The organism is Candidatus Symbiopectobacterium sp. 'North America', from assembly GCF_015762685.1.
GTDB lineage: Bacteria > Pseudomonadota > Gammaproteobacteria > Enterobacterales > Enterobacteriaceae > Symbiopectobacterium.
This window is the reverse complement of sequence record NZ_PEHF01000038.1, coordinates 22835-29418: the sequence shown is the minus strand read 5'-3', so window position 1 is coordinate 29418 and position 6584 is coordinate 22835. Positions and strand designations below refer to the sequence as shown.

4 protein-coding genes and 6 pseudogenes are annotated in these 6584 nt (G+C 52.7%); 1 reads left to right on the top strand and 9 read right to left on the bottom strand.

What is annotated here, in order from left to right:
• The 8 genes and pseudogenes from CS369_RS23435 to CS369_RS08565 all read right to left on the bottom strand — a co-directional run.
• Positions 1-1361: hypothetical protein (locus CS369_RS23435; protein ID WP_244664905.1), on the bottom strand; the 1361-nt coding region annotated here is incomplete at its 3' end.
• Positions 1361-1937, bottom strand: a pseudogene (locus CS369_RS08595) (phage tail protein). The gene CS369_RS23435 and the pseudogene CS369_RS08595, both read right to left, overlap by 1 nt.
• Positions 1930-3038, bottom strand: a pseudogene (locus tag CS369_RS08590) (baseplate J/gp47 family protein). The pseudogenes CS369_RS08595 and CS369_RS08590 overlap by 8 nt, the downstream one beginning before the upstream one ends.
• Positions 3029-3376 carry a GPW/gp25 family protein gene (locus tag CS369_RS08585; protein WP_196906759.1) on the bottom strand — a complete coding sequence of 116 codons (348 nt, stop codon included), beginning with the start codon at positions 3374-3376 and terminating at the stop codon, positions 3029-3031. The pseudogene CS369_RS08590 and the gene CS369_RS08585 overlap by 10 nt, the downstream one beginning before the upstream one ends.
• A gap of 60 nt (positions 3377-3436) precedes the next feature.
• Positions 3437-4051: pseudogene (locus CS369_RS25105) on the bottom strand (phage baseplate assembly protein V).
• Positions 4048-5036: pseudogene (locus tag CS369_RS08575) on the bottom strand (phage late control D family protein). Before CS369_RS08575 ends, CS369_RS25105 begins: the two co-directional pseudogenes overlap by 4 nt.
• Positions 5024-5239 (bottom strand): tail protein X, encoded by a 216-nt coding sequence (locus tag CS369_RS08570; protein ID WP_196906758.1) that lies wholly within the window; start codon positions 5237-5239, stop codon positions 5024-5026. Before CS369_RS08570 ends, CS369_RS08575 begins: the two are co-directional and overlap by 13 nt.
• A gap of 227 nt (positions 5240-5466) precedes the next feature.
• Positions 5467-5775, bottom strand: a pseudogene (locus tag CS369_RS08565) (phage tail tape measure protein); the annotation flags it as partial.
• Positions 5776-5817: 42 nt separating this feature from the next.
• On the opposite strand from CS369_RS08565, the gene CS369_RS08560 reads away from it, so the two are divergent.
• Positions 5818-6081, top strand: coding sequence for a hypothetical protein (locus tag CS369_RS08560; protein ID WP_196906757.1), 264 nt, complete (start codon positions 5818-5820; stop codon positions 6079-6081).
• 59 nt (positions 6082-6140) lie between these two features.
• Here CS369_RS08560 and CS369_RS08550 read toward each other — a convergent pair.
• A pseudogene (locus CS369_RS08550) lies at positions 6141-6458 on the bottom strand (phage tail assembly protein).
• Between the last annotated feature and the right edge of the window lie 126 nt (positions 6459-6584).

Genomic DNA, 6584 nt, shown 5'->3' with positions numbered 1-6584 from the left:
GTCTCTACGATTTCTACTAAACCGAGGTTTTCTGGAGTGAGGTTAATATCTTTCGAGCAATCAAATGCAACACCATTAATTTTCCTTGCTGTCGCTAGTTTAGTGGCCGCTGCCGCCGTTCCAGCAGCAGGCAATGCGCCGATATTGGCTGGAGTAAGTGCGATATTCGCTGTGCCATCGAAGGCCACGCCATTAATTGTGCGTGCTGTTGCCAGCTTAGTCGCCGTTGCTGCCGTTCCTGCCACGGGTAATGCACCGATATTAGCCGGAGTTAATGCAATATCCGCCGTACCGTCGAATGCCACTCCGGCAATTTTTCTGGGCATTGATAATTTTGTGGCTGCTGCTGTTGTCCCTCCTGCAGGCAACGCGCCAATATCTGCCGCTGAGGGCTTATTGTTAGGACTGTAGACGCGCTGACCTTTTTCCTGAAGCACAGAGGCGTTAGCCGTGTGACCAAACTCAATATTTCCTGTGACCAGGTCAATTCGAAGTGGTCGCAGGCTATTGAATGCTCCGTTGGCCGCATCCTTATTCGTCAGTAGAATATAGAATCCACCGCCGTCCTGTCTGACAATGGCTCCATACCCTCCAAAAATCATGCGTAACACATCTGAGGCCGTCGAAACCAGATTGCCCGTCAGAGTGCCGCCAGTAACCGCTAATACACCTATATTTGCAGGCGTCAGTATGATATCGGCAGTGCCATCAAACATCATGCTAGCAATTTTTCTCGCGGTAGCCAGTTTCGTTGCCGCTGCCGCCGTGGCAGTTTTCCCTAAATAGCGACCATCACTAAGCGTAATATCCGGAATATCCGGAATATCATCCCCTCCCGTGCCTACCGCCCGTGTACCGGCCGATTTTAATCCCATATTCTCCATGAATTTTGTTTTGTCGGGAATGTCTGCGCCGTTTTGTTCCTTCTCCAGTTTTTGCGCCAGCTTATTCAATATGGTGGTCGAAAAGTTAGGGTCATTTCCCAACGCAGTGGCCAGCTCTTTTAACGTATCTAATGCACCTGGAGAACCATTGACCAGCGCAGCAATAGCCGCCATCACATAGGCCGTTGTGGCGATTTGTGCGTTATTGACGCCCGCTGCTGCAGTTGGCGCTGTTGGCGTTCCCGTCAACGTGGGGCTGGCTTTAGGTGCGTACTGTGTATGTGGGTCAGCCGCTTTGGTATGAGATAATAAATCCTCACCTGTTTTTTCCTGCTGGTCTTTCAGATATGCAGTACGCTTGGCCAACTGTTCCGCTTGTCGGTTGGAAATACCACCGGGGCCACCGATAACGGGGTCAGACGTCTCCAGTTGATAAATACCATCAATCCATTCTTTTTGTTCAGGTAGGTTAGCCATTATGCACTCCCGTAATTGTAGCAACCGTCATATGACGCGGTTTCGTTGTAGCGAATAGGCACCCCCAGATATTCCAGACTGGCCAAAAGGCAGCGGGCGGGGGGTAATCATTTCCAGTGTGTTACGCAGCATCTGCGCCTGGTCATTGGTGATGGGTTGTTGTAGCAGAACGCGGTAAACCGGCCATTTACTGGGGTCGCCGTAAACCATATGGCCGTTATAACTGCGGATACCGTTGTAACTGAGGCGTCTGATGTGTTCGATTAACTCAACATTACCAAAGTCAAGACTACGGATAACGTCACGAACGGCCCATTCAGTTCCTTTGAATCGATGCCGCTCTATCGCTGACTTAATCATGGCGCGGCGGGCATCTTCAGACTCAGCCAATCGCCAACCGTCTTCCTTCAGTGAGAACTGCTCGGCAAGTGCATCCAGTGCGCTGCTGTCGACGATATCGACCAGATAGACAATGACGGCTTCAACCTGCAGCACGTCGAATCTGTCCAGTAGCGATGCCAGCACGCTAAATCGCAGATCAGACGCCAGCGGGGGCGGGAGAAGGCTTTTACTCATCAGCCGCACCTGCAATGGTTATTGCGATGTCGGTACAGATAGCGAGTTGCCAGTCATCAAGCACCAGCAATGCCGGGGATAGCAACTCAACGCTGTAAACCCCATCGAGCAACAAGGTGGCATTAATCTGACTGGAGACGATGTCCTGTCCTAGTGTTGCCCGACGTTGTTCTGTCCAGGCTAATGCCGCCTGTTGTGCCGCCTGTTTCACTGGCAATGCCTGCACATCGCGTTTGAGCGTCAATCTGGCATGAAGTGAGTATTCAATCGGAACCGGGGATTTTGCGGCTACCGTATCCGTGAGTGGCCGGACTTTTTCATCTGAACAAACGCTGATTACTTGCGCCAGCACACTGTCATCAGGCAGGCCCGTCGACAGCAATGGATATAAATGCACAGTGCCAGGTTCAGCGCTGACCACCGCAACGTCGACAATATCGGGGTGAGCGCTCAGCGCATGATACCGATAGGCCAGCTTTGAGCCTGCCGTGCTGAAGGACTCAGGGGCTAACTGGATGCGTTCGCGCAGCCGGTCATCGATTTCTTTTCATCAGAACCACCAGCACTGGCAGTAAGATTCCTTACCGTGAAATCGATATCGTCAATTTCATCCAGCAACGTGCTGATTTGCGCCGGTTGCCAGTTGTTGCCAACGTCCCCCGCCTGCGTACAGGTTGCAGCCACTGTTGTGCTCAGTGTATCAGCCCTCATTATCACATCGCTGTCGGTCGCAAATACGACGCTGTCGGATGCGCTGACGCGGGTTCCTGAAGGGATCAACGTATCGGTCAACAACACATTTTCGACGCTAAACTGCAGCGTTGTCTGCCCGGCCAATGCCGCGAGACGATACGTTCCCACCAGTTCGCCGAGATAATCCAACATCGGCGCACGGGCATAACGCACCAGATTCTGTTTGGCCGCATCCTGAATCGCACTGCGTACCAGCATTTCACGGTAGGCCATCAAATCAATCAGCTGGCGTTTAGCCTGGGCGGGATACAGTATCTTACCGCTGTCTGCCTCATATTTAGCAATCAACTCAGCGGTAATCTTTGCCACATCGCGTTCAATAAAGACCGGTTCGGTTGTTACCGCCATAGCACCTCCGTAGCCTGTGGTACGCCGCTGGTTGTTTCCCAACTCAGGCGCAGTGTCATATGCGTGCCATCAATCAGCGGCTTCACGGCCATAAGCTTACAGCGCGGCTCCCAGCGTTTGATCGCTTCGACCGTCTCCCGCACGACGTGCGGAATTGCCCGGTCAATCGGGTAGTCGATGTAGAGGTGCAGGTTGCTACCAAATTCGGGACGATGCGGATCGCTGCCGCGTGGCGTGCGCAGAATGATGTGAATGGCCTGTGTGATATCGGCAACGCCCTCGACAAGTTCGCCAGGGTGTTGCAGGGCCGGTTGCCAGTAAACAGAATGAATATTCATGGAGGCAGTATCGCCCCCGCTAGGATGGTTGGTTATTAAAGGGGATGAAAAAGCATTTTGTTAGTGCGAGTGATGATTCGAGTTGCCGCCCTTGTCCATGACCTTACCACCGGCATCCATCACTGTGACGGTGGCATCAATATCACCCTGAACGCTGACATTGCACTGAATGGTTGCTGCCGTGCCATTCCCGCCAGAACCCGCCATGCCGCCCTGATAGGTCAGCATACCTTTCACCAGTAAATTGCCCGTGACTTCCATTTCTGGCGCATCAATGCTGGCTCGTTGTGTCTTCACCGTGACATCCGTACCACAGACGATCACGATATGCTCAATGCCGCCGTTGATGGTTAATGTATGCGCCTTACGGTCTTAGTAAAACGCGGCGCTGTCGGAATAGGTAACACCGCGTGCCTCCGGGTTGTTGACCGGTGTCTTATCGACGCTGGAATAGACCGCGCCCAGGATAACGCCATCCTCACCATTTTCATCCAGCAGCACGACAACCTGCTCACCGACGTCGGGCAGCCAGTAGTCCTTATTGTTCTGGGTATTGTGTTGCAGGACATCAAGCCAATTGGTGCGCATATTATCGCATTCGGGCAGGCGAACGCGGGCGCGGACGCTCTGCGGGTCAACGGCACTGACGGTGCCCACCTGTCGTGATACGCTCATTTTTTCTTTTCCTTCACGGTCGTTGTCGTAGTGGTCGTGCCATCCGCTTTGTAAACCGTCAGCGTCTGCGTTTTTTTCTTTTTCTTGCCATTGGTCACCGGGCCTCGAGCGACTTCCAGTTCGGTCACGTAACCACTACTGCGATCAAACGAATGCCGGGCGCTAGTAATAAGCCATTGCCCGGATAGTTGACCAAATTTCACCAACTCTATTTTGTTGCCTGCGGTGAGTTGCGGCACTCCCATCGGAATGGTACGTCACCAGTTTCTTGTCGCTGGCCTTTTGGTGCTTCAGCTTTGCCGACTTATAGACCTGGTTGATGGTGTCACGCAGAGAATAGCGGGCGACATCAGCGGGCTGATAATTGCTTTACGGGGTCAAGCTGTCGCAAGGTGCCCAGATGGGAAAAGATCAACTGGTCGCTGAGGACTTTAACGGCATAGCCATACTCGCTGGCCAGTCGTTTCAGGAAGCCGACATCGATTTTCGCATACTGCGTGACGCGATCGACCTTTATTGATTCAATACCGCCGACCAATTTCAGGCTGTGCTTTTTAGCGATGCGACCTGCGATAGCAGCCAGCGTGGTATTTTCAAAGCCCCGGCTGGATTTGGTGCGCAGCGCGGTGTTGACCGATGTGGCCACACCGCGAATGGATACCGTTGACGGTGGCGCACTGATTTCAATCTCATCGATAGAAAATGTGCCGCAGGACAGCAGCCTCTCACCACTGTAACCGAGCTTCAGCGTTAGCGTATCGCCTTTACCCGGATACCATTTATCCAGCCAGCGACCATCGGTGTCATCCAGTGCAACCTCAATGGTGTCCGACTCCGATTTGATATTGTCGCTATAGCTGACGCGGGTGACGTAAGGTGCGATATCGTTGGTGATATCTTTTTTCAGATACCACAGGGTAAACACCGGCTGCAGGACTTCGGAGGTTCCCGAATGCGCAGTCGTTTGGGGAATTAACGTAGCCACGGCGCGACCTCCTCAGCATTTTCGACTTCATCCTGTTCAATCATTGGGATCAAGAGAACAATGCCGGACGGTAATGAGGGCGTAACGGCCACATGTGGGTTTGCCATGATGATCCGGTCATAGCCCAGCGGATCACCATAATAATACTGAGACAGCGAGTCCCAGCGGTCACCCATTTTCGTCACATGCTCGATGTATTTCATGCTTTCCTCGCCACAATGGCCGATGTCATCTTACTAAGCGCCGGGGAGCTATTTTTCAGCAGTACGCCTGCAGCATCAAACTGCCCGGAGACCGTGTTCAATGCCGCAGCAAGATTACGGCTATCAACGTCTGCCAGAGATTGCCGTGCTGACACGATGAACGTTGCAGCCTGACCTGTGTCACGGGCTAACCGCACCGCATCGGGAAAGGCATCTTTGACGGCATTCAGCGCCATCCGGTTTGTCCGTGCCGCATCGCTGGTTGCCGCTGCTGCTGCAAGTCGGTTCTGCTGGCGCTGTAGCTGTTCCATTGTTCGCCCGACACGTTGCAGGTCGCTGTTTAATCGCTGACTGGCGCGTGAGCCCAGTTGACCATAACGTTCTGTTGCTCGCGTTAACGCATTTTGGCGTTCCTGCAGGCGACGCGTGGTTTCGCCAATTGAATCCAGCGTGCGGCGTGTTCCCGTTACGGCACTGCGAAATGCGCCGGATATAGCCCCGCCAATAATCACACCTATGAAAAATTCTGTGGCCACGATTTATGATTCCTTTTAACGATGCGAAACAGGGATACGGATATGGAAAATGCGCTGATGGCATGTAAAGGACTGCTGATAACGGTATTTGGCGGGACATATATTTATCTGCTGGCAAAACTGATTATCTATACTGTTAACAGCAGCAGTGAGCCGTTTGTCTGGATGCTGATGATTGGCGGCGGTGCGGCACTATTATCGCTGGCCCTGGCCGCGTTTCTCCTGCAACCCGCCGTCTATCTCCTCGCCGCGTTATTTGCGGGTGTCGGTGCCCTGATTAGTCGCTATCGCCGTTCTCACGCTTAATCTGTTCGCTGGCTGTTTCCAGCCAGCTTTCAAATTCATCCAGCCCCAGCTCATTCAACTCACTTGGCTGAAACCGAAACCACCTCGCCAGCAGCGCCTGCGCCTGAATCAGCGTTTTCGGATGATGTAACCACCCCTGTAAGGTGCTGAAATCGTTTTTGCAACGCCAGATAGTCAGCCAAATCCATCCCATCCAAATCTTCAGGCGGCAGGCCACTGGCGCGGGCAATCAGCAAGTCATCCCAGTCCTCCGCTTTATCACTGATTTTACGCACGGCTTTCAGGTCTTTGACCTACAGACGCCGTAGGGACAGGGATTCAAGCTTGACGCCTGCGGCAGTGCTATGGGGGATCGATAATGGAAAGGTTTCAGACATATTTATGCTCCTGAAGCAATTAATGCGAATTAGCGTTCAGGGGCAGTATGGCGTGGGGTGCGGAAAATCAATATTCATGGCAGTTAACGAAAAAAGGAGGGAAACCTATCCCTCCTTTATATAGAA

Bases quoted from the DNA above. Each gene is read 5' to 3' on its own strand.
- CS369_RS08570 (WP_196906758.1), bottom strand. From the start codon at position 5,239: ATGAAATACATCGAGCATGTGACGAAAATGGGTGACCGCTGGGACTCG.
- CS369_RS08585 (WP_196906759.1), bottom strand. From the start codon at position 3,376: ATGAATATTCATTCTGTTTACTGGCAACCGGCCCTGCAACACCCTGGC.
- CS369_RS08560 (WP_196906757.1), top strand. From the start codon at position 5,818: ATGGAAAATGCGCTGATGGCATGTAAAGGACTGCTGATAACGGTATTT.